Source organism: Nocardioides marmoraquaticus (genome assembly GCF_054777915.1).
The window spans coordinates 1-20995 of sequence record NZ_BAAHAA010000029.1 but is presented as its reverse complement, the minus strand read 5'-3'; the positions used below and the strand labels follow the sequence as shown (position 1 = coordinate 20995).

Sequence of the window (20995 nt, the reverse complement as noted above, 5' to 3'; positions counted from 1 at the left end):
CAGCGCGTCGGGGGCGGCTCAGCGCAGGAAGATCGCGCCGTTGACGCCCAGCAGGACGTAGCACAGCACGAGCAGCACGATGAAGCTCAGGTCGAGCGCCATGCCGCCCAGCCGCAGCGGCGGGATGACGCGGCGCAGCGCCATCACCGGCGGGTCGGTGATGCTGTAGACGACCTCGAGGACCACGAGCACGGGCCCCTTGGGCACCCAGGACCGCGCGAAGATCTGGACCCAGTCGACGATCAGGCGCACGAACAGCAGCACGATGAAGGTGTTGAGGACCAGGTTGATGATCTGGCCGATGAGGAACACGGGGGAAGCCTAGGAGAACGCGCCAACACCTCGCGAACCAGGGCTCAGCTCTGGTTGAAGAAGCCGTTCTCGGCGATCCGCTGCTTGTCCTCCGCGGCGACCGACACGTTGGGCGGCGAGAGCAGGAAGACCTTGTTGGTCACGCGCTCGATGGTGCCGCGCACCGAGAAGACCAGCCCGGCGGCGAAGTCGACGAGCCGCTTGGCGTCGTTGTCGTCCATCTCGGAGAGGTTCATGATCACCGGCACGCCGTCACGGAAGTTCTCGCCGATGACCCGGGCCTCGTTGTAGGTGCGCGGGTGCAGCGTCGTGATGCGCGACAGCGGCGCGACCGACGGCGTCGGGCGGGCCCCGGGTCCGGCCTGGCTCGGGACCTGGCGACGACGCTCGTCGAGGCGCGCGACCGGCGCGGAGGGCTCGGTCTCGGGCGACGCCTGCGCGGCGGGGGCGACGCGGGTGTCGCGACGCTCCTCGTCGCGCCCGGGCTCGTCGTAGGCGCCGTCGGCGTCCTCGAGCAGACCGAGGTAGACGCCCATCTTCCGCATGGCACTCATGATGTGTTTCCTCTGCTCTCGTCATGCCGCCGACCGGTGCCCCGGCCCCGGCACGGCCGGGGCAGGAACGTCTCGGAGGCTACTGGTTGGAAGGTCTCGGACCGAGCACCGCGGAGCCGACACGAAGGTGTGTCGCGCCGTGGCGCACGGCCTGCTCGAGGTCACCGCTCATTCCGGCGGAGATCCAGGTGGCGGCGGGCTCGAGGCGGCGTACGTCGGCGGCCACCTCGGCCAGCCGCGCGAACGCCGGGTCGGGGTCGGCGCCGAGCGGGGCGACGGCCATCACCCCGCGCAGCCGCAGGCCCTCGGCCTGCTGCACCCGCTCGACCAGCGCGGGCACGTCGGCGATGTCGGCGCCGGCCCGGCCCCCGGGGCCGTGGTCGGCGTCGGGCGGGTCGAGGCTGACCTGCACCAGCACGTCGAGGTCGTGGCCGCGCTCCCCCGCACCGCGCGCGAGCCCGCTCACGAGCTTGGCCCGGTCGAGGGAGTGCACCGCGTCGGCGTAGCGGGCGACGGCCGCCGCCTTGTTGCTCTGCAGGCCACCGACGTAGTGCCACGCGAGGTCGAGGTCGGCGAGCTCGGCCGCCTTGGCCTCCGCCTCCTGGTGGCGGTTCTCGCCGACGTCGCGCACGCCGAGCCGGGCGAGCAGCCGCACGTCGGAGGCCGGGAAGAACTTGGTCACGACCACGAGGGTGACGTCGTCGACCGCACGGCCGGCCTCGTCGCACGCGCCCTGGATGCGCTCGCGCACCCGCTCGAGGCGGTCGGCGAGCTCCTGCTCCCGGCTCACCGGTGCCTCCGGATCACGCCGGCCAGGCGGCCGGCCCGGTCGCCGTCACGACGGTGGGAGTAGAGGTCGGGCGACTCGCGCGTGCAGCGGGCCCGGTCGTGCACCTCGACGCCGTCGCGCTCGAGCTGCGCCCGGACCCCCGCGCCCACGTCGAGCGCCGGGGTGCCCCAGCTGGTGGTCGACGCGGACGCCGGCTCGACGGCCGCGACCTCCGACCGCAGCGCTGCGGGCACCTCGTAGCAGCGCCCGCACACCGAGGGCCCGAGCCACGCCTGCACCCGGTGCGCCCCGAGCTCGCGCATCCGCGACACGGTGGCCGGCACCACCCCGGCCGCCATGCCGGGGCGACCGGCGTGGGCGGCCCCGATCACGCCGGCATCGGGATCGGCCAGCAGCACCGGCACGCAGTCGGCCACCCGCACCAGCAGCACCACGTCGGGGCGGTCGGTGACGATGCCGTCGCACCGCTCGCGCGGACCCCCGGCCTCCACGACCCGCTCACCGTGCACCTGGCTCATGTCGGCCACGGCTGCGCCGGGGGCGAAGTCGTCGACGAGCCGCTCGAGATTGGTCCCGAGGGCCACCGGGTCGTCGCCGCCGACGAGCGCGAGGTTGAGCTCGTCGTACGGCGCGGCACTGACCCCGCCGAGCCGGTCGGTGAAGGCCAGCTCGACGGGGCCGGTGCGCTCGCGCGAGGCGTACAGCGGGCGCCCCTACTTCAGGAAGTCGGGGACGTCGAGCTCGTCGTCGTCACGCGCGCCCCACCCGGAGGTGCTGCGCGGCGCCGCCGGCCGCTCCGGGGCGGACGTGGGCTCGGGGCGAGCCTGCTCGACCTGCTGACCGTGGGCCTGGCCCGCCGGAGCGCCGACCGTCACCGGCTCGCGCCGCGGGGCGCTCCCGGTCTGCTCGGCGCGGCGCTGCTCGGCCAGCGCCCGGGCGGCGGCACGGGTCTCCTCCTGGCTCTGCGGCTGCGCGGCCGGGCGGGGACGCAGGCTCTGGCCCTCGTCGCGACGTTTCGGCCGGCCGCCCTCGAAGCCGGCGGCGATGACGGTGACCCGCACCTCGTCGCCGAGGGCGTCGTCGATGGTGGCACCGAAGATGATGTTGGCCTCGTCGTGCACCGCGTCGGCGACCATGGCGGCCGCCTCGTTGATCTCGAACAGGCCGAGGTCGGAGCCGCCCGCGATGGAGAGCAGCACGCCCTGGGCGCCGTCGATGGACTCCTCGAGCAGCGGGCTCGACACGGCGAGCTCGGCGGCCTCGACGGCACGGTTGTCACCGCGCGCCGAGCCGATGCCCATCAGCGCCGAGCCGGCGTTGGACATGACCGACTTGACGTCGGCGAAGTCGAGGTTGATCAGGCCCGGGGTGGTGATCAGGTCGGTGATGCCGGAGACACCCTGCAGCAGCACCTGGTCGGCCTGCTTGAAGGCGTCGAGCATCGAGACGTTGCGGTCGCTGATCGAGAGCAGCTTGTCGTTCGGGATGACGATGAGGGTGTCGACCTCCTCGCGCAGCGTGGCGATGCCCTCCTCCGCGGAGGTGGCGCGACGACGGCCCTCGAACATGAAGGGGCGGGTGACCACGCCGATCGTCAGCGCGCCGAGGGAGCGGGCGATCTTGGCCACGACGGGCGCGCCACCGGTGCCGGTGCCACCGCCCTCGCCCGCGGTCACGAAGACCATGTCGGCGCCCTTGAGCACCTCCTCGATCTCCTCCGCGTGGTCCTCGGCGGCCTGCGCGCCGACGCCGGGGTTGGCGCCGGCACCGAGGCCACGGGTGAGCTCGCGGCCGATGTCGAGCTTGACGTCGGCGTCGGACATGAGCAGGGCCTGGGCGTCGGTGTTGATGGCGATGAACTCGACACCCTTCAGACCGACCTCGATCATCCGGTTGACGGCGTTGACTCCACCTCCACCGATACCCACGACCTTGATCACGGCCAGGTAGTTCTGCGGTGCTGCCACGGCGGTTGCCTCTCACTGGTTGGTCTGCTGGCTGGTCCGGGGAAGTACCGCCCAGGCGACCCGCGTCGCTGCCCTGCTGGGAGACCCGGAACCTTAACCCTCCAGTGGAGGCTTAACGTTATGTCAACCTGGGGCGGTGAGACGAAGTTAGGTGCTCCCCCGTCCCGCACCGCGCAGACACGCGCGGCGCGTCGAGAAATTGTCGACAGGTCGTCAGCGGGTGGTGGGACGGCCCGGCACCGAGACGTCGACCTCGTCGACGCTCCTGGGCACCTGCGCGAGCAGCACGCCCAGCACCTCGGCCTTCGTCGCGGACTGCTCCGCGCTCCCCCACTGCACCGTGCGGCCGCCTCGCAGGCCGAGCACGACCTCGTCGACGCTGGCGACGTCGACGGTCGCGACGCGCCGTCCGAGGTCGGCGGGCAGGGCCGAGACGACGGCCGCGGCCTCGGTGACGCCCTCGGCGTCGACGCCGTCGGCCAGCCGCACCTCGGGCAGGCCCTCGGCCCGCACCGGGGCGGCGGCGAAGGTGGTGCCCGACGCGTCGAGGACGGCGACCTCGCCCTCGGGCGCCGTGCCGCCGGCGACCCTCGCCACCGGCGTGCGCGGCGTGACCTGGACGCGCACCGTGTGCGGCCAGCTGCGCGAGACGTCGGCGCTCTCGACCGCCGGGATCGCCTCGACCCGCTGTCGCACGGCGTCGAGGTCGACGCGCGCCAGCGGCACGCCGACCGGGACGTCGGCGGCCGAGACCACCCGGCCCTGTCCGACCTCACCGGCGCCGTCGACGCGGGTGCGCTCGGCCAGCAGGTAGGGGGAGCCCAGCACGAGCCACCCGGCCGCACCCACCACGACGACGACGAGGAGCGCCAGGGCCACCGTGCGCCAGCGACGACGTCGGCCGGCCTTGCGACGCCTGGCGAAGTCGTCGCGCGCGAGCCGCACCGTCTGCTCGTCGGGCCCGGTGCTGGTCGGCACCCGCTCGGCGCCGGAAGCACCGGCCCCGCTGCGGCGCTGCGACGGCAGCCTGGCGCCCCGGCGCACCCGGGCGAGCGGGCTACGCACGTCCGCTCCCGTGGCGCTCGGCGAGCAGCTCGAGCACCTGCGGGCCGAGCAGCGTGACGTCGCCCGCCCCGAGGGTCAGGACCAGGTCGCCCGGTCGCGCCCGGTCGACGAGGTGGCCCGCGACGGCCGACCACGAGGGCTCGAGGACGACGTCGGCGGCGGGCAGCGGCACCGCGTCGGCGACGAGCGCGCCGGTGACGCCGGGCTCGGGGTCCTCGCGCGCGAGGTAGATCTCCATCACCACGACGGTGTCGGCGGCCCCCAGGGCGCGGCCCATGTCGGCGCCGAAGATGCGGGTGCGCGAGACCATGTGGGGCTGGAAGGCGACGAGCAGCCGGCCGTCGCCGGCCACGGCCCGCGCGGCCTGGAGGTCACCCGCGATCTCCTGCGGGTGGTGGGCGTAGGAGTCGTAGACCCGCACGCCGGCCACCTCGCCCTTGGCCTCCATGCGCCGGCGGGTGCCGGAGAAGGCCCCGAGGCCGCGGGCGAGGTCGGCGAAGTCGAAGCCGAGCCGCAGCCCGCAGGCGAGCGCGGCCAGGGCGTCGAGCACGTAGTGCCGGCCCGGGATCCGCAGCACGACCTCGCCGAGGGTCTCGCCGCGGTCGACGACGGTGAAGCTCGAGGTGGTGCCGGCGAAGCGCAGGTCGACGGCCCTCACCTCGGCGTCCGCCCGCTCACCGGTGCGTACGACGCGCAGCCCGCGGTCGGCGGCGACGCCGGCGAGCCGGTCGGCCCCGGGGTCGTCGGCGCACACCACGAGCAGCCCCCCGGGCTCGATGCGGTCGGCGAAGGCGTCGAACGCGTCGCGGTAGGCCTCGGGCGTGCCGTAGTTGTCGAGGTGGTCGGCCTCGACGTTGGTCACCAGCGCGGCGTGGGGCGAGTAGACGAGGAAGGCGCCGTCGCTCTCGTCGGCCTCGGCGACGAAGAGCCCGCCGCTGCCCTCGTGGGCGTTGGAGCCGGTCTCGTTGAGGTCGCCGCCGATCGCGAAGGACGGGTCGGCGCCGCAGTGCTGGAGCGCGACGGTGAGCAGCGAGGTCGTCGTCGTCTTGCCGTGGGTGCCGGCGACCGCGACCACCCGACGGCCCTGCATCACCGACTCGAGCGCTGCGGAGCGCGGCAGCAGCCGCAGGCCCCGCTCGAGGGCGGCGACGACCTCGGGGTTGGTCTCGCGCACCGCGGTCGACACCACGACCGTGTCGGCGCCCTCGACGTGCGCGGCGTCGTGGCCGACGTGGCAGGTGGCGCCCAGCGCCTCGAGCGCCTCGAGGGTCGGCGAGGCCTTGGCGTCGCTGCCCGAGACGGTGAGGCCGCGGGCGAGCATGATGCGGGCGATGCCGGACAGGCCGGCGCCGCCGATGCCGACGAAGTGCACGGCGCCGAGCCGGTCGGCGGGCAGCAGCTCGTCGGGGACGGGGACCCTCATGCGGCACCCCCGGACCGCGCGGCCGCCACGACCATCTCGGCGAGCCGCTCGTCGGCGTCCAGCGGGACCACGTCGCGCGCGGCACGCGACATGGCCGCCAGGCGCGCCTCGTCGCGGAGCAGGTCGGGCAGGGTGTCGGCCACCCAGGGCGCGGTGACCTCGGCGTCGGGCTGCAGCAGCCCGCCACCCGCGTCGACCACGGGCCGGGCGTTGAGCGCCTGCTCGCCGTTGCCGATCGGCAGCGGCACGTAGACCGCCGGGAGCCCGACCCCGCTGACCTCGGTGACGGTGTTGCTGCCCGCGCGGCACAGCACGGCGTCGGCAGCGGCGTACGCGAGGTCCATGCGGGAGACGAAGTCGACGACGACGTAGGGGGCGGCCGCCGAGGGTGCCGCGAGGGCGGGGGTCGCGCTGCCCTTGGGGCCGACGACGTGGAGCACCTGCACCTCGGCGTCGGAGAAGGCCTGCGCCGCGCCCGCGACGGCGTCGTTGAGGCGGCGCGCCCCCTGGCTGCCACCAGTGACCAGCAGCACGGGCCGGTCGGGGCGCAGCCCGAAGTGCTCGCGGGCCTCGTCGCGCAGGGCCGCGCGGTCGAGGGCGCTGATCATGCGGCGCACCGGGAGCCCGACGAAGACCCCGTGCCGCAGCTCGGTGTCGGGGAAGGAGGTGGCGACGTGGCTGGTGAGGCGGGCGCCGAGCCGGTTGGCGATGCCCGGCAGCGCGTTGCCCTCGTGGACCACGAGGGGCAGCCGGCGGCGGCGCGCGGCGAGGTAGGCGGGCACCGAGACGTAGCCGCCGAAGCCCACCACGACGTCGGGCCGCACCCGGTCGAGCACCTCGGTGGTGGCCCTCAGTGCCTCGCGCACCCGGCCAGGCACCCGCAGCAGGTCGCCGGAGGGGCGGCGCGGCAGCGGCACCGCGGGCACCAGCTCGAGCGGGTAGCCCGCTTCCGGCACCACGCGGGTCTCGAGCCCGCGGGCGGTGCCGAGGGCGGTGACCTGGGTGTCGGGGTCGCGACGGCGCAGCGCGTCGGCGGTCGCGAGCAGCGGCGAGGTGTGCCCGGCCGAGCCGCCGCCGGCGAGCAGCACCCGCAGCGGTCCGCTCACGAGCCTCGCCCCGACGGGACCGGCCGGCGGGTGCCGCGCAGGCCCCGGGCCAGCGTGGCAGGCACCTCGCCGGCGCCCCGGTCGCGACGACGGCGGTGGCGCAGCGCGGCGGCCGCCTCGGGCTCCTCGCGGGCGAAGCGCACCAGCAGGCCGAGCGCGACGAGGGTGGGCACCAGGCTCGACCCCCCGGCTGAGATCAACGGCAGCGGGATGCCGATGACGGGCAGCAGCGCGAGCACCATCCCGACGTTGATGAGGGTCTGCGCCATGAGCCAGATGGTGATGCCGGCGGACGCATAGCGCACGAACGGGTCGGCGGTGGTGACGGCGAGGCGCACGGCGGCGTAGGCGATCAGGCCGAAGAGCACGAGCACGAGCAGGGTGCCGACCAGGCCCAGCTCCTCGCCCAGCACGGCGAAGATGAAGTCGTTGTGGGCCTCGGGCAGGGTGCCCCACTTCTGCTGGGAGGCCGACAGGCCCTTGCCGAGGATGCCGCCGCTCGACATGCCGAGCAGGCCGTGGCCCGCCTGCCACCCCGAGCCCTGGAAGTCCTGGAAGGGGTCGGCGAAGCTGGTCAGGCGCTCACGCCGGTGGCTGGAGGTGGCGGCGAGGTAGAAGGCGGCGACACCGACGACCGAGACGCCGATGCCGAACAGCCGCGCCGGGAGCCCGACCACCCAGAGCATGCCGAGCAGGATGGCGAAGAGCACCAGGGCGGTGCCGAGGTCCTTCTGGAGGACGACGAGGCCGGCCACCAGCCCGACCACCGGCACCACCGGCACCAGCACCTGCCACGGGTTGGCCAGCAGGCGGTCCTTGCGGGCGTAGACGTCGGCCGCCCAGAGCACCGTGGCGAGCTTGGCCACCTCGGACGGCTGGACCTGGACCGGCCCGAGGCGCAGCCAGTTGCGGTTGCCGTTGACCTCGACCCCCAGCGAGGTCGCGGTCAGGGCGATGAGCACGGCCGCCAGCACCACGCCGGGCCAGGCCAGGAACCGCAGCAGCCGACGGGGCACCTTGCTGACGAGGAGGGCGGCGGGGAGCGCGATCGCCACCCAGGTGACCTGGCGCAGGAAGATCGTGTAGCTGTCGCCGTAGACCCGGTAGGAGAGCACGCTGGAGGCGCTCAGCACCATCATCAGCCCGATGGCGAGCAGCATGACCGTCGCGCCGAGCAGCAGGTAGTAGGAGGTCAGCGGCCGCTCGAGCGTGCGTCGTACGACGTCGCCGCGGTCGGTGCACCAGGCCCTCAGCTCGGTGACGCTCACCTGGTCTCCCTCCGGCCGACGGGCGGTTGCTCCCTGCTCCCCACCCGACGGACGAGCTCAGGTCCGCCGGCGTACCGCCTCGGCGAAGGCATCGCCGCGAGCGCCGTAGTCGGTGAACATGTCCATCGAGGCACACCCCGGGGCCAGGAGCACCGTGTCGCCCGGTCGGGCCAGCGACGCAGCACCCTCGACCACGAGGTCCATGGGTCGCGCCCCATCCTCCCCGGACCCCACGTCGATCACGGGCACATCGGGCGCGTGTCGTCGCAGCGCCTCGGCCACCACGGGGGCGTCGCGGCCGAGCAGCACCACGCCCCGCAGCCGGTCGCGGACCTCGCGCACCAGGTCGTCGAAGCGGGCGCCCTTGGCCAGGCCGCCCGCGACCCAGACCACCGGGTCGTAGGCGCGCAGCGAGGCCAGGGCGGCGTGCGGGTTGGTGGCCTTTGAGTCGTCGACCCACGTGACGCCGCCGGACTCGGCGACCACCGAGATCCGGTGGTCGCCCGGGCGGAAGGCGCGCAGGGCGTCGCGCACCGCCACCGGCGGCACGCCGTGGGAGCGGGCGAGCGCGGCGGCGGCCAGGGCGTCGGCGACGAAGTGGGGGGCGTCGCTGGCGAGGTCGGCGAGGGTGGCGAGCTCGGCGGCCGAGCGCTGCCGGTCGTCGACGAAGGCACGGTCGGCGAGCACGTCGTCGACGACGCCGAGCATGCCGACGCCCGGCGTGCCGAGGGTGAACCCGATGGCGCGGGCACCCTCGGTCACGTCGGCGTCGCGCACGAGCTGCTCGGTCACCGGGTCGGCGACGTTGTAGACGCAGGCGCGCTCGACCCCGGCGTAGACCCGGCCCTTGTCGGCGGCGTACTGCTGCAGGCCGCCGTGCCAGTCGAGGTGGTCCTCGGCGACGTTGAGGACCGCGGCCGACTGCGCGCGCATGCTGTGGGTCCAGTGCAGCTGGAAGCTGGAGAGCTCGACGGCGATCACGTCGCGGGGGGCGGGATCCATCACCGCCTCGACGAGCGGGAGCCCGACGTTGCCGGCGGCGACGGCGCGCAGGCCCGCTGTCCGGAGCATCGCCTCGAGCATCTGCACCGTGGTCGTCTTGCCGTTGGTGCCGGTCACGGCGAGCCAGGGCGCGGGCCCGCCCTCGGCCGTGAGGTCGCGCAGCCGCCAGGCGAGCTCGACCTCGCCCCACACCGGGACCTCGCGCGCCAGCGCCTGGGCGAGCAGGGGGGCGCTGGGCGACCAGCCCGGCGACGTCACGACGAGGTCGACGCCGTGGGGCAGGGTGGCCGTGGTGCCCTCCCCCAGCCGCACCGTGGCGCCGAGGCTCTCGAGCAGGTCGGCCTGCTCACGTCGGTCGTCGGTGACCAACTCGTCGAGCGCCGTCACGTCGGCGCCCAGGAAGGTGAGGTTGTCGGCGGCGGCGTAGCCGGAGACGCCGAACCCGGCGACGACGACCTTCAGCCCGCCCCAGTCGGAGTCGCGGCGCAGGCCGGAGACGTCACGAGGGACGTCACGAGGGACGTCGCGCGCGGTCATACGCCCGCCACCCACTCGGCGTAGAAGATGCCGAGTCCCACGGCCACGAAGATGCCGGCGATCAGCCAGAACCGGATCACCACGGTGATCTCCTCCCAGCCGAGCATCTCGAAGTGGTGGTGCAGCGGGGCCATCCGGAACAGCCGCTTGCCCTTGCTGAGCTTGAAGAAGCCGACCTGCAGGATGACCGAGAGGGTCTGGATGACGAACAGGCCGCCGAGCACCGCCAGCAGCAGCTCGGTGCGGGTCAGCACCGCGAACCCGGCCAGCGCGCCGCCGAGCGCGAGCGAGCCGGTGTCGCCCATGAAGATCTTGGCCGGGCTGGCGTTCCACCAGAGGAACCCGAAGCAGGCGCCGGTGATGGCCGCCGCCACGATGGCGAGGTCGAGCGGGTCGCGCACCTCGTAGCAGGCGGGCCCCGGGGAGAGCGCGCACGACTGGTTGTTCTGCCAGATGCCGACGATGGTGTAGGCGCCGAACACCATGACCGAGGCGCCGGCCGCGAGGCCGTCGAGGCCGTCGGTGAGGTTGACGGCGTTGCTGCTGCCCGCGATCAGCAGCCAGATGAAGAGCACCACCACGACGGCGGGCAGGGTCCAGTCACGCGGGTCGCGGATGAAGGAGATGGTCTGGCCCGCCGGGGTCTGGCCGCGGTCGTCGGCCAGCCAGGGCGAGAGCGCCAGCGCCCCGAAGGCGAGCGCCACGAAGGTCTGGCCGATGAGCTTCGCCCGGCTCCGCAGGCCGAGGCTGCGCTGGCGGGAGATCTTGATGTAGTCGTCGAGGAACCCGACGGTGCCGAGACCCACGAAGAGGAAGAGCAGCAGCATCGCCGAGGCCGAGGGGCCCCGGCCCGTGACCAGCAGGGCGAGGAAGTAGCTGATCACGGTGGCGACCACGATCACCAGGCCGCCCATCGTGGGCGTGCCTCGCTTGGTGTGGTGGGTGGTCGGCCCGTCGTCGCGGATCAGCTGGCCGTAGCCTCGCCGGGCCAGCACCGCGATCGCGTAGCGGGTGCCGACCAGGGTGAGCAGCAGCGACATGCCACCGGCGAGCAGGAGCGCTCTCAACGACCGGGCTCCTCTCGTGCGGGCTGGGGGTCAGCGGACGGTGCGGCCTCGAGCAGGGCGACGGCCACGCGCTCGAGCGCGGCGCCCCGGGAGGCCTTGACCAGGACCACGTCGGGCCCCGCGACATTCTGGCGCAGCCAGGCCGTCGCCTCGTCCGCGGTCGCCACCCGGCGCGTCGTGGCGGCGCCGCGTCGCTCGTCGTACGCCGCTGCGGCCGGCGCCGCCGCGTCGCCGACCACGACGAGCGCGTCGATGCCGAGGTCGGCGGCCAGCGCGCCCACGGCGGCGTGCTCGTCGTCGGCGTCGGCGCCGAGCTCGCGCATCTCGCCGAGCACGGCGACGGTGCGGCGTCCGGACCGGCCGCCGATGCCGGCGAGGGTCTCGAGGGCGGCCGCCATCGAGTCGGGGTTGGCGTTGTAGGCGTCGTTGAGCACGGCCAGGCCGTCGTCGCGCTCGGAGAGCTCCATGCGCCAGCGCGACAGGCGCTCGACGCCGGCCAGGCTCGCCGCGAGGTCGGGCAGCCGCAGCCCGACGGCGACGCCGACGGCGGCCGCGGCGGCGGCGTTGGCGGCCTGGTGGGCGCCGAGCAGCCGCAGGTCGACGTGGGCGACCTCGTCGGCGACCCGCAGGTCGAAGGAGGGCCGACCGAGGTCGTCGAGGACGACCCGGTCGAGGCGCACGTCGGCGGAGGGTCCCGCCCCGAAGCGCACCGTGGGCACCCCTGGGGCGCGGTCGTCCATGCCGGTGACGCGGGGGTCGTCGGCGTTGAGGACGGCCACGCCGCGGCCCGCGTCGAGCGCCTCGACCAGCTCGCCCTTCGCCCGGGCGATGTTGTCCTGGCTGCCGAACTCGCCGAGGTGGGCCTTGCCCACGTTGAGCACGAGCGAGACGTCGGGCGGGGCGATGCGGCACAGCTCGGTCAGGTGGCCGATGCCGCGGGCCCCCATCTCGAGCACCAGGAAGCGGGTGCGTCCGGTCAGCCGCAGCACCGTGAGCGGCAGGCCCAGCTCGTTGTTGAAGGAGCCCGCGGTGGCGACGGTGTCGCCGGCGTCGCCCAGCACGCGGGCGAGCAGGTCCTTGGCGCTGGTCTTGCCCTGGGAGCCGGTCACCGCGACGACGGTCAGGTCGCCGGGACCGGCGCGGCGCTGCTCGAGCACCCGCCGGGCGAGCAGCTGCAGCGCGGCCTGCACGTCGTCGACGACGACCGCGGGGGCGCCCGTGGCCCGGTCGGCCAGGACGGCCGCGGCTCCTGCGGCGACGGCTCCGGCGGCGTGGTCGTGGCCGTCGACGTGCTCGCCGGCGAGGGCCACGAACAGGCCACCGGGCTCGGGGGCACGACTGTCGAGGAACGCGGGACCGGTGACCTGCAGTCCGGGATCGGCGTCGACCACCTCGCCCCCCACCAGGTCGGCGAGGGCGCCGAGGGTCGTGGGGATCATCGCCCGACCTCCTCGAGCGCGCGCCGCAGCTCGACGCGGTCGTCGAACGGGTGGGTCGTGGTGCCGACCGTCTGGCCGGTCTCGTGGCCCTTGCCCGCGACCACGACGGCGTCGCCCGGACGCGCCAGCGCCACGGCGTGCCGGATCGCCTCGCGCCGGTCGCCGACCTCGACGAGCTCGGCCGCTCCCCCGGCGGCACCCGCGAGCACGGCCGCACGGATCGCGGCGGGGTCCTCGGAGCGCGGGTTGTCGTCGGTGACGACCACGACGTCGGCCAGCCGGGCGGCGATCTCGCCCATGACGGGGCGCTTGCCGGTGTCGCGGTCGCCACCGGCGCCGATCACCACCACGAGCCGCCCGGCCGTGGAGGGTCGCAGCGCCTCGAGGACCGCAGTGACGGCGTCGGGCTTGTGGGCGTAGTCGACGACCGCGAGGAAGTCCTGCCCCGCGTCGACGCGCTCGAGCCGGCCCGGGACGCCCCCGGCGCTGCCCATCACCCGCGCCAGCGCGGCGACGTCGAGGTCGGCCTCGCCCGCCAGCGCGAGCGCGCACAGGGCGTTGACGACGTTGAAGGTGCCGGGCAGCGGGACCTCGGTGGGGTGGGCCGTGCCGTCGGGGCCGACGGCGGTGAACCGCGAGCGGTCGGGGTGCAGCTCGACGTCGACCGCGCGCCAGTGCGCGTCGGCACCGGTCGCGGAGAACGTCGCCATCTCGACCTCCGCCACCCGCAGCAGCCGACGGCCCCACTCGTCGTCGACGTTGGTCAGGCCGCGCCGGGCGCGCGCCGCGGTGAACAGCGACGCCTTCGCGGCGAAGTAGTCGTCGACGTCGCGGTGGAAGTCGAGGTGGTCGCGGCCCAGGTTGAGGAATGCGGCCGCGTCGAAGACGACCCCGTCGACCCGTCCCATCACCAGCGCGTGGCTGGAGACCTCCATGGCGCAGGCGACGACGCCCCTCTCGACCATCAGGGCGAAGAGGGCGTGCAGGTCGGGCGCCTCGGGGGTGGTCAGGCCGGTGGAGACGTCGTCGCCGCGCACCCGGGTGCCGACGGTGCCGACCACCCCGGCGGGCACGCCGGCGGCCCGGAGCGCCCCCTCGAGCAGGCGCGTCGTGGTGGTCTTGCCCTGCGTGCCGGTCACGCCGAGCAGCGTGAGCGCCCGCGACGGCTCGGCGTGCACCCGTGAGGCGAGGTCGCCCAGCACCGCGCGGGGACGCTCGACCACCAGCACCGGCACCGTCCGGGCGTCGCCGAGCAGGGCGGCGCCCTCGACGTCGGTCAGCACCGCGACGGCGCCCTGGGCGACGGCGTCGGCGGCGAAGCGCGCCCCGTGCACGCGGGCGCCCGGGAGGGCGGCGTACAGGTCGCCGGGGACGACGCGTGCGGAGCTCAGCGTGACACCCGTGACCGTGGTCGCGTCGGCACCCGGCGGGGTGAGCCGCGCGCCGGTCCAGGCGCAGACCTGGGCGAGGGGCACGGGGACCGTCACCGCCGGTCGGGCCGACGCGGGCGACGGGTCCGGCTGCGGGGGTGGCACCGGTCGAGGCTAACCGTCGGCCGGGTCCGTGCCGGTCGCGTCCCCGTCGACGGCAGCGCCCGCGCCACCGGTCAGGCCCGGCAGCGGCGGGGTGCCGGCACTGCCCGACCAGCGCACGGGGTACGCCGGCTCGGTGCGGCCGGTAGGCGGCACGGCGTAGCGCTGGAGCACGTAGGCCATGACCTTGCGGAAGACCGGGCCGGCGGTGCCGCCGCCGCTGCCGCCGTTCTGCGGGTTGCTGACCGCGACGTAGACGGTGAAGCGCGGCTCGTCGGCCGGCGCGAAGCCGCCGAAGGACACCGTCTTGTAGCCGTTGGCGTAGCCGTTGGTGCCGGCCTGCTGGGCGGTGCCGGTCTTGCCGGCGACGCGGTAGCCGGGGATCGCGGTGCCGGGGGCGCTGCCCTCCGGGCCGGTGACGAGCTCCATCATCCGGGCGGTCTCGTGGGCCGCCTCCTCGCTGACGACGCGGCGCACCTCGGCGGTGCCGCTGCCGACCCGGGCGCCCTCGTCGTTCTCGCGGGTGCCGGAGACCAGGCTGGGCGAGACCCGCAGGCCGCCGTTGGCCAGGGTGTTGACGGCGGCGGCCATCTGCACCGCGTTGACCGACAGGCCCTGCCCGAAGGACACCTGCGCCTGGGTCAGGTCGTTCCAGGCGTCGAGCGGCGGCACCTGGCCCGCGCCCTCGGCGGCCAGGCCGAGACCGGTGGGCGTGCCGAGCCCGAAGGCGGTGAGGTAGTCGCGCAGGTCCTCGGGGCTCAGCTGCTCGGCCGACAGCGAGGTGCCGATGTTGCTCGACTTGGCCAGGGCACCCGCCGCGGTGAGCTGCAGCATGCCGTGGTCCCAGTAGTCCTTGATGGTGCGGTCGTAGATCTGCAGCTCGCCCGGCACGTTGAGCCGGGTCTCGGGGCTGACCTCGCCGGCGTCGAGCAGGCCGGCGAAGGTGAGCGCCTTCTCGACCGAGCCGGGCTCGAAGACGTCGGTGACCGCGCGGCTGTCGAGGTTGTCGCGCGAGACGCTGGCCGGCTGGGAGGGGTCGAGCGTCGGGCAGTCGGCCAGCGCCAGGAGCTCGCCGGTCTGGGTGTCCATCACCACCGCGGCACCCCAGTCGGCGTCGAACTGCTCGGTGACCGCGCACAGCGCGCGCTGGGTGTACCACTGCACGTCGCGGTCGATGGTCAGTCGCAGGTCACGTCCGTCGACCGGGTCGACGCGGCTGCGGTCGCCCAGGGGGATCCGGTTGCCGCCGCCCACCTCGTAGGTCTCGTGGCCGTCCTTTCCGGCCAGCGAGCCGTCGAAGGCCAGCTCGAGCCCGCCCGCCGCCTGGCCCTCGTCGTTGATGAGCCCGACGAGGTTGCCCCCGACGTCGCCCGCCGGATAGGAGCGCAGCGGGTCGGCCTCGGTCTCCACCCCGGCGTACTGCTTGGAGCGCAGCTCCTCGACCACCCGGGTGGCCTTGGTCGACGGCACGCGGCGCGCGAGGTAGACGAAGCGGGTGGTCTCGTCGTCGGGGGTGAGCCGGTCGAGCATGTCGAAGTAGTCGAGCCCGAGGCGCTCGGAGAGCACGGTGGCGATGGCCTCGGCGTTGGCGCCCGTCGTCTGCGGGTCGGCGACGAGCATCAGGCCGCTCACCGACTCGGCGAGCGGCTCGCCGTTGCGGTCGACGATGCGCCCGCGCTCGGCCGGGAGGTCGATGGTGGCGACGCCGGAGGTGCCGGCGCGCTCGGCGTACGTCGCCGCGTCGACGCCCTGGATCTGGAACAACCGGGCGCCGAAGACCGTCAGCAGCACCGTGATGCCGATCAGGCCGGCCCGCAGCCGCAGCTGCGGGACTCCCCGGGTGGAGCGGCGGGGTCGGCTCACGAGTGGTGCTCCCAGCGGTGGAGGTCGGGCGGTCGGTGCTGCGGATCGGGCTGCGGATCGTGCGGCGGATCGGGCTGCTGGTCCGTTCTACCGGCTCAGCGACCCTGGTCGCCGGACGCAGCGCCGGTGGCGCCCGAGGTGCTCGTGCCGGCGGCGTCGGGTGCGGCGATCGGCTTGCCGTTCTCGTCGACGTAGACGGTCTCGACCTTCGGCACCAGGGCGCCCGGCTTCTCGACCGGGGCGGGGTTGATCTGCAGGTTGTCGGCGCCAGTGGCGGGCTCGGTCACCCCGAGGACCCGGCCGTCGGAGATCCGCAGGAAGGCGGGGGCCGACGGCGCGACCATGCCGAGCGCCTGGGCGGCCTGGGCCACCTGCTGCGGCTGGCGCAGGTCGTCGAGCTCGAGGGCGAGCGACTGCTCCTTCGCGGTGAGCGCGTCGGCGCGCTGCTGCAGCGACGTCGCCGCGAAGGACGTCTGCTGCATGTGGGTGTTGAACATCAGCAGGCCCACCACCCCGGCGACGAGCAGCGCGATGACCAGCACCGCGAAGGGGGTGCGGGCGGCCTGGCTGCGGGCCAGCGAACGGGCGGGGACGACGGTGAGCCGCGCCCGTTCGACGGCGGCGGTCATGACGCGGATCGGCTGGTTCATGCTCATGCGGCGTGGTCCCCCCGGGTGGTGCTGACACGTTCGACGGCGCGCAGCCGCACCGAGGCGGCGCGCGGGTTGGCTTCGATCTCCTCGGCGGTGGCCTGCTCGGCACCGCGGACCAGGGAGCGCAGCGGCGGCTCCATGCCCGCCGGCACCACGGGCAGGTCGGGCGGCACCGTGGAGGTGGTGCCGGCGACGACGACCTGCTTGGTGAGGCGGTCCTCGAGGGAGTGGTAGCTGAGCACCACCATCCGGCCGCCCACGCCGAGGCTGTCGACGGCGCGGGGCAGCGCCCGGCGCAGCACCCCCAGCTCGTCGTTGACCTCGATGCGCAGCGCCTGGAAGGTGCGCTTGGCCGGGTGGCCGCCGGTGCGGCGCGCGGGGGCGGGGATGGTGTCGCGCAGCAGCTCGACGAGGCGTCCCGACGTCGTGAACGGCTCGGCCTCACGGGCCCGCACGACCGCTCGCGCGATCGGCAGCGCGAAGCGCTCCTCGCCGTAGGTGCGCAGGACGCGGGCGAGGTCCTTGACCGGGTAGGTGTTGAGCACCTCGGCGGCGGTCGGGCCGGTGGTGTCGTCCATGCGCATGTCGAGGGGTGCGTCCTCGGCGTAGGCGAAGCCGCGCTCGCGCAGGTCGAGCTGCATCGAGGAGACACCGAGGTCGAAGAGCACGCCGTCGAGCGAGGCGAGCCCGAGGTCGGCGAGGACGTCGGGGATCTCGTCGTAGACCGCGTGCACCAGGGTGAGGCGCGAGGCGTGGGGGGCCAGCCGGTCGCCGGCCCGCTCCAGCGCGTGGGGGTCGCGGTCGACGCCGACGACGTGCACCTCGGGGAAGCGCTCGAGGACGGCCTCGGCGTGGCCGCCGAGGCCGAGGGTGGCGTCGAGGTACGTCGCCCCCGGGCGCGCCAGGGCGGGCGCCAGGAGCGCCACGCAGCGCTCCAGCATCACCGGCACGTGGACCGGACCGGTCACGCCGATCAGCCCCCGACCCGCACGACGAGGGTCAGCAGGAGGGCGATGCCGCTGGAGGCCACGGCCGAGAAGGCCATGACGGCGACGGCGTCGCGGGCCTCGTGGCGCACGCGCCGCCGCGGGGTGCACCCGTCGGGGAGCACTCCGGGGGTCTCGATCGGCGTGGCGCTCATCGGTCCTCCCCGGGTGAGTGGTGCGTGCTGGGCGGTGCGTGCTGGGTGGTGCGCGGTGGAGCGGTGCTCGCAGGGCCAGGTCCTCGTCCGCCCCCGGCGGGGTGGAGGGGAAGGGTCTTCTGGCGCCGGGGAAGGTGCGTCAGACGACCGGGCGGGGCTTGGGAGGACCTCGCCGTGGAGGGGTCCCGCCGTGGAGCGGACGTGGGCCTGGCCCTGCGATCACCGTGTGGAGTTGTCGTGCGGGTGCTGCTGGTCGGTCAGAAGCTGGGGAAGATCTCCTCGGAGAGGTCGGCGAACGCCTGCTCCTGGGCGGCGGTGTAGCGCTGCCAGGCCGACGGCTCCCAGATCTCGATCCGGTCGTAGACGCCGAGCACCACGGCCTCGCGGCCGAGGCCGGCGTACTCCCGGAGCTCGGGGGTCAGACTGATGCGGCCCTGCTTGTCGGGCACCTGCTCCGAGGCCAGCGCGAAGAGCATCCGGCCGTAGGCGCGGAGGCGGGCGTCGGTCTGCGAGGCGGTGCGGAACTTGGCGGAGAACTCGTCGAAGTCGGCCGCGGTGCGGACGTCGAGCGCCCGGTCCTGACCACGAGTGATCACCAGGCCCTCCTTCATCGCCTCACGGAACTTCGCCGGGAGGAACAGCCGGCCCTTGTCGTCGACCTTCGGGGTGTGGGTGCCGGAGAACATCGCCTGCTCCCCCTCACCACCCCAGAACCGTCTGGGTCCTCCACTGCGCTCCACTTTACTCCACAATCCACCACCGTCAACCACATTCGCACCACGGCGCACCCCGGATGCACCACCGCGCGCCCCACCGCTCCCCCACGCCCCTGCCGCCGGAGCGGGGGCGGGGCTGGACCGGTGCTGTTCACTGGTCGGCGACGGACGCGAGCGAAGGGCAGCCGGGTGGACATCGACAGCTCCGGTGGGAGGACCGCCGACATCACCGAGGTCAGGGCGGTGGCCGAGCGGATCGAGGCCAACGTCGCCACCGTGGTGGAGGGCAAGGCGGAGACGGTCCGGGCGGCGCTGGTGGCGCTGCTCTCCGGCGGCCACCTGCTGATCGAGGACGTGCCGGGCGTCGGCAAGACGGTGCTCGCGAAGGCCCTCGCGCGCTCGGTCGACTGCACGGTGCGCCGGATCCAGTTCACCCCGGACCTGCTGCCCTCAGACGTCACCGGGGTCTCGGTCTTCAACCAGGTGACCCGGGTCTTCGAGTTCCGCCCCGGCGGCATCTTCGCCAACGTCGTGGTGGGCGACGAGATCAACCGCGCCAGCCCGAAGACCCAGGCCGCGATGCTCGAGTGCATGGAGGAGGGGCAGGTCACCGTCGACGGCACGACCTACGAGCTCGAGGCCCCCTTCATGGTGATCGCCACCCAGAACCCGCTCGAGATGGAGGGCACCTACGCGCTGCCGGAGGCGCAGCGCGACCGGTTCATGATGCGGCTGTCGATGGGCTACCCGGTCGAGGCGGCCGAGGTCGCGATGCTGGCGGCGCGCGAGGGCGTCAACCCGATCGCCGAGCTCGAGCCGGTCACCGACGGCGCCGAGGTGCGCAAGCTCATCGAGGTCACCGGCCGGGTGCACGTCTCCGAGCCGGTCCAGCGCTACGCCGTCGGGATCGCCACCGCGACCCGTCGCTCCCCCGACCTCCGGCTGGGCGCCTCGCCCCGCTCGATCCTGCAGCTGGTGCGTGCCGCCCGCACCTGGGCGGCGCTCGACGGTCGCGACTACTGCCTGCCCGACGACGTGCGCGAGCTAGCGCCCCGCGTGCTCGTGCACCGGCTGCTGCCGACCATCGACGCCACCTCGCGCGGCCGGCACCCCGCCGACGTCGTCGAGCAGCTGCTCGGCGACGTGCCCGTGCCGCACGGCGCGGCCCGGGCCTGAGGTCGAGGTGGGGGCCCTGACGCTGCGCGGGCGGTGCTTCCTCGGTGCCGGCCTGGCGGCGGTGCTGTGCGGCATCCAGCTGGGGCAGGACGACTTCGTCCGCATCGGGCTGCTCGTGCTCGTGGTCCCGCTCGCGGCCTGGGCCGTGGTGCGGCTGCGCGACCCCCGTCCCCGGGTGGTGCGCGACCTGGGCGACCGCCGCGTCGAGGCCGGGGCGACGGCGCCCGTCGACCTCGTGCTCGACGCGCGCGACGCACGGGTGCCCGGGCTGCTCGTGCAGGACCAGGTGCCCCCCGCGCTCGGGACCGCGCGCCGCTTCTGGGTGGCACCCCTCTCCCCCGGCGAGCAGGTGCGGATGACCTACGTGGTGCGCACCTCCCGTCGCGGTCGCTACCCGGTCGGACCGGTGCAGCTGCGCCGGGGCGACCCGCTCGGCATGGTCGAGGCGACGACCACCCTCGGCACCCCTGACTCCCTGCTCGTGACCCCCCGCACCGAGCCGCTGCCCACCATCCCCCTGCTCGGCCGGCTCGCCGGGACCGGCGACCAACGTGCACGCGAGGTCCTGGGCGGCGGCAGCCCCGACGTGACGACGCGGGAGTACCGCGTCGGCGACGACCTGCGTCGCATCCACTGGCCCACCAGCGCCCGCACCGACACGCTGATGGTGCGTCGCGAGGAGCAGGACTGGCAGCTGCGCTGCACCCTGCTGCTCGACGACCGGCGCTTCTCCCACCGGTCGGGGCGAGGCGGCACCTTCGAGGCCGCGGTCAGCGCGACCGCGTCCCTGGTGCGGCACCTCGGCGCCCGGGGGTACGCCGTCCACCTCGCCACCGCGGCCGGGCTGCACCCCGGCACCGAGGACCTGCTCGAGCAGCTGGCCCTCGTGGCGCCCTCCTCGGAGCACCACCTCGACCTCGGCTGGGTCGGCACCACCCACCACGGCGGCCTCCTCGCGGCGGTGCTCGGCCGGCTCGAGGGCGAGGACCGGACGCGGGTGACCCGGCTCTGCGCCGCGGCCGACGCGGCGTACGCCGTGGTGCACGACCTGGGCGACGGCGACAGCGAGGCGCTGACCGGCCACCTGCGCCGGGCCGGCTGGCAGGCCGGCACCCGTGCCCCGGCCGAGCCGCTCGCGCCGGTGTGGCAGGAGCTCGGCCGATGAGCGCGACCGTCGTCGACGTCCCCCCGCGGCGGCCCCGGCTCACCAGCGCCCTGCTCGGCCTGGTGATGGCGTGGTCGGCCGCCGCCGCGTGGGGCGGGCTGACCCTCGACCCCGGCGGCTACCTGCGGCCCGCGGCGCTCACCGGCCTCCTCGTGGTGCTCCTCGGCGCCGGCCTGCGCTGGCTGCGCATCGCGCCCGTCGCGGTCGCCGCCGCGCAGC

General features: G+C 74.8%; 21 protein-coding genes. 3 read left to right on the top strand and 18 right to left on the bottom strand.

Going from position 1 to position 20995, the window contains the following annotated elements; all coding sequences use genetic code 11:
• Positions 1 to 18 precede the first annotated feature (18 nt).
• The 18 genes from ACYU8I_RS16950 to mraZ form a co-directional block, all read right to left on the bottom strand.
• Positions 19 to 312 carry a YggT family protein gene (locus ACYU8I_RS16950; RefSeq protein WP_460843099.1) on the bottom strand — a complete coding sequence of 98 codons (294 nt, stop codon included), beginning with the start codon at positions 310 to 312 and terminating at the stop codon, positions 19 to 21.
• A gap of 44 nt (positions 313 to 356) precedes the next feature.
• On the bottom strand, positions 357 to 866 hold the full coding sequence (locus ACYU8I_RS16945; protein ID WP_460843098.1) for a cell division protein SepF: 510 nt from the start codon (positions 864 to 866) through the stop codon (positions 357 to 359).
• A 79-nt stretch (positions 867 to 945) separates the two neighbouring features.
• On the bottom strand, positions 946 to 1656 hold the full coding sequence (locus ACYU8I_RS16940; RefSeq protein ID WP_460843095.1) for a YggS family pyridoxal phosphate-dependent enzyme: 711 nt from the start codon (positions 1654 to 1656) through the stop codon (positions 946 to 948).
• A complete protein-coding gene (gene pgeF / locus ACYU8I_RS16935; RefSeq protein ID WP_460843145.1) occupies positions 1653 to 2324 on the bottom strand; it encodes a peptidoglycan editing factor PgeF in 672 nt (223 codons plus the stop codon). The genes ACYU8I_RS16940 and pgeF overlap by 4 nt, the downstream gene beginning before the upstream one ends.
• A gap of 45 nt (positions 2325 to 2369) precedes the next feature.
• On the bottom strand, positions 2370 to 3623 hold the full coding sequence (gene ftsZ / locus ACYU8I_RS16930) for a cell division protein FtsZ (RefSeq protein ID WP_460843093.1): 1254 nt from the start codon (positions 3621 to 3623) through the stop codon (positions 2370 to 2372).
• A gap of 213 nt (positions 3624 to 3836) precedes the next feature.
• On the bottom strand, positions 3837 to 4688 hold the full coding sequence (locus ACYU8I_RS16925; RefSeq protein WP_460843091.1) for a cell division protein FtsQ/DivIB: 852 nt from the start codon (positions 4686 to 4688) through the stop codon (positions 3837 to 3839).
• Positions 4681 to 6111, bottom strand: a complete 1431-nt coding sequence (gene murC, locus ACYU8I_RS16920) for a UDP-N-acetylmuramate--L-alanine ligase (protein ID WP_460843089.1) — start codon at positions 6109 to 6111, stop codon at positions 4681 to 4683. Before murC ends, ACYU8I_RS16925 begins: the two co-directional genes overlap by 8 nt.
• The gene (murG, locus tag ACYU8I_RS16915; protein ID WP_460843087.1) at positions 6108 to 7217 is read right to left on the bottom strand and encodes an undecaprenyldiphospho-muramoylpentapeptide beta-N-acetylglucosaminyltransferase; all 1110 of its coding nucleotides are present in this window, start codon (positions 7215 to 7217) and stop codon (positions 6108 to 6110) included. The genes murC and murG overlap by 4 nt, the downstream gene beginning before the upstream one ends.
• A complete protein-coding gene (gene ftsW / locus ACYU8I_RS16910) occupies positions 7214 to 8485 on the bottom strand; it encodes a putative lipid II flippase FtsW (RefSeq protein ID WP_460843085.1) in 1272 nt (423 codons plus the stop codon). Before ftsW ends, murG begins: the two co-directional genes overlap by 4 nt.
• 57 nt (positions 8486 to 8542) lie before the next feature.
• Entirely contained in the window at positions 8543 to 10024 is a 1482-nt protein-coding gene (gene murD, locus ACYU8I_RS16905) for a UDP-N-acetylmuramoyl-L-alanine--D-glutamate ligase (RefSeq protein WP_460843083.1), read from the bottom strand.
• The gene (mraY, locus tag ACYU8I_RS16900) at positions 10021 to 11091 is read right to left on the bottom strand and encodes a phospho-N-acetylmuramoyl-pentapeptide-transferase (protein WP_460843081.1); all 1071 of its coding nucleotides are present in this window, start codon (positions 11089 to 11091) and stop codon (positions 10021 to 10023) included. Before mraY ends, murD begins: the two co-directional genes overlap by 4 nt.
• Entirely contained in the window at positions 11088 to 12530 is a 1443-nt protein-coding gene (locus ACYU8I_RS16895) for a UDP-N-acetylmuramoyl-tripeptide--D-alanyl-D-alanine ligase (RefSeq protein ID WP_460843079.1), read from the bottom strand. The genes mraY and ACYU8I_RS16895 overlap by 4 nt, the downstream gene beginning before the upstream one ends.
• Complete coding sequence (locus ACYU8I_RS16890) at positions 12527 to 14065, bottom strand: UDP-N-acetylmuramoyl-L-alanyl-D-glutamate--2,6-diaminopimelate ligase (protein WP_460843077.1); 1539 nt, start codon at positions 14063 to 14065, stop codon at positions 12527 to 12529. The genes ACYU8I_RS16895 and ACYU8I_RS16890 overlap by 4 nt, the downstream gene beginning before the upstream one ends.
• Positions 14066 to 14074: 9 nt before the next feature.
• Entirely contained in the window at positions 14075 to 15925 is a 1851-nt protein-coding gene (locus tag ACYU8I_RS16885; protein WP_460843075.1) for a peptidoglycan D,D-transpeptidase FtsI family protein, read from the bottom strand.
• 95 nt (positions 15926 to 16020) lie between these two features.
• Positions 16021 to 16581 (bottom strand): hypothetical protein, encoded by a 561-nt coding sequence (locus ACYU8I_RS16880; protein WP_460843073.1) that lies wholly within the window; start codon positions 16579 to 16581, stop codon positions 16021 to 16023.
• Positions 16578 to 17546: a 16S rRNA (cytosine(1402)-N(4))-methyltransferase RsmH gene (gene rsmH / locus ACYU8I_RS16875; protein WP_460843070.1), complete on the bottom strand. Its 969-nt coding sequence runs from the start codon at positions 17544 to 17546 to the stop codon at positions 16578 to 16580. The genes ACYU8I_RS16880 and rsmH overlap by 4 nt, the downstream gene beginning before the upstream one ends.
• A 5-nt stretch (positions 17547 to 17551) precedes the next feature.
• Positions 17552 to 17719: a hypothetical protein gene (locus ACYU8I_RS16870; RefSeq protein WP_460843068.1), complete on the bottom strand. Its 168-nt coding sequence runs from the start codon at positions 17717 to 17719 to the stop codon at positions 17552 to 17554.
• A gap of 257 nt (positions 17720 to 17976) precedes the next feature.
• Positions 17977 to 18405 carry a division/cell wall cluster transcriptional repressor MraZ gene (mraZ, locus tag ACYU8I_RS16865; RefSeq protein WP_460843066.1) on the bottom strand — a complete coding sequence of 143 codons (429 nt, stop codon included), beginning with the start codon at positions 18403 to 18405 and terminating at the stop codon, positions 17977 to 17979.
• Positions 18406 to 18630: 225 nt separating this feature from the next.
• On the opposite strand from mraZ, the gene ACYU8I_RS16860 reads away from it, so the two are divergent.
• From ACYU8I_RS16860 to ACYU8I_RS16850, 3 genes are all read left to right on the top strand, one after another.
• A complete protein-coding gene (locus ACYU8I_RS16860) occupies positions 18631 to 19611 on the top strand; it encodes an AAA family ATPase (protein ID WP_460843143.1) in 981 nt (326 codons plus the stop codon).
• Positions 19612 to 19618: 7 nt separating this feature from the next.
• On the top strand, positions 19619 to 20776 hold the full coding sequence (locus ACYU8I_RS16855; RefSeq protein ID WP_460843064.1) for a DUF58 domain-containing protein: 1158 nt from the start codon (positions 19619 to 19621) through the stop codon (positions 20774 to 20776).
• On the top strand, positions 20773 to 20995 hold a 223-nt coding region (locus ACYU8I_RS16850), incomplete at its 3' end, for a hypothetical protein (RefSeq protein WP_460843062.1). The genes ACYU8I_RS16855 and ACYU8I_RS16850, both read left to right, overlap by 4 nt.